This window comes from Okeania sp., from assembly GCF_983059655.1.
Genome location: NZ_CEZPJD010000129.1, coordinates 1 through 1,729, shown reverse-complemented (window position 1 = coordinate 1,729; position 1,729 = coordinate 1). Strand labels below are relative to the sequence as shown.

General features: G+C 41.6%; 1 protein-coding gene. It reads left to right on the top strand.

The window, feature by feature from the left end:
• A partial coding sequence (locus AC3DU7_RS09980) for an ATP-binding protein (protein ID WP_488039199.1) occupies positions 1-1,102 on the top strand: 1,102 nt, incomplete at its 5' end.
• Positions 1,103-1,729 lie beyond the last annotated feature (627 nt).

Here is a 1,729-nt window from a genome sequence, read left to right as displayed (position 1 = left end):
GAAGCGGATATTAGTATACGGCCCCGTTGGCATTGGCAAAACAGCCTTTATTCTGGAAGTATTAAGCGTCTTGCAACGTAAAAGCAAAGATACCCTAGCTACATATATTAGTCTACCTACGGAAAAAACAGAATTAGCAACTGCTGCCCTCATTGCTCTAGCTCGAAGTATGCCAAACTATGAATGGGCACAACAACTGTTAAAGCAAATGGGATTAGTCAGTGAATTAACTCGCAAAACCAAGACAAAAATTGAAGGAAAAATCGCAGGTATTGGTGGCAGTTTTGAAGAAGAAAGTGAAACAGTTAACCCCACTCAATTTCCCACACTTGCCTTTCAAGACTTATTAGACAGGGCGCTGCAAAAATATACTCGTGTTGTTGTTGCAATAGATGACTTAGACAAACAAGACCCAGACCGGGTGCGTCAACTATTGCACAATGCTCAAGGAATGCTCAAAGGAGATGCTTGGTTTATTTTAACAGGGCATCCTTCAGGTTTGACTCGCGATCTACTCATCAGCGAAAGAGGATTATTCGATCTAGCATTAGAAATCACAGAATTAGACCAACCGACAACCTATGAAATGTTAATTAACTATCTGGAAAGCGCCCGCATCAGAGAAACAAACAAAGACCCAGAAAATCCTGAGACAGTTCATCCCTTCACCCTGGAAACAGCAAAACAACTCTGCCAACGTTCCGAAGGTATTCCCCGTTGGTTTAACCGCATCGCTAACTATGTATTACTGAAAGCAGCAGAATTGAAAGCCGAAAAAATCACCCCAGAAGTATTTCAGGAAGGTTTAGAATATGTCAGTCAAGAATTACGGGGGCAGTCAGAATTGAGTCCAGAAGATTATTATGTGCTTGACTTAATCTTAGAAAGAGGGTTGTTGTCAGACACCAGCGCCACAATGAATGACTTGAAGCGGATGAAAGTGCAAGAATTTAGTCAAGTATTACCGATATTAGATAGATTAGTACAACATGACTTAGTGCGTCGTTTACCCACAGATAAATCTACCGAATATCAGGCAAACCCTATAATTTTACCTCCCTCAAAAGAAGCAACTCAGGAAAAATTATCTGAAGAAGAATAAAATTATTGTTAGGCCGTGAAAACTATAGAAATATTACAACAAAAGCGAGAAAAAATTCTAAACCTAGCCGCTCAACATTTGCTACATCACGCGCCCCCTAAATCCCCCATTCAACAACAAGCGCAGCATCCTCTGGCTTCCCCCTTTCCAAGGGGGACAGGAGGGGGATAAAAAGGGGGACTTTCACCAGCTAATAGATTCTTGTTCCCCCCAGAATTGGGGGGCTAGGGGGCAAAATTCAGTTATCAGTCAAATTCAAAAGCCCCCGTGCATCCCCCAAAATGGGGGTACTTTCAGCAGCTAATAGATTCTTGTTCCCCCCAGAATTGGGGGGCTAGGGGGGCAAAATTTAGTTATCAGTCAAATTCAAAAGCCACCGCGCATCCCCCAAAATGGGGGTACTTTCAGCAGCTAATAGATTCTTATTCCCCCCAGAATTAGGGGCTAGGGGGGCAAAATTTAGTATGAAACAACTTTTCAGATATCCTCTTAAAGATTTTGGGTAGTGGGAGCATCTTGCTCCCGTGGATGAATATAATTATCCATTGTTAAATTGTCTCCGATGTTGATTCATAAATCATAAATTTTAGCTGTTGTTGTTGGGTTATTTTCTTAATTAATTCCCGT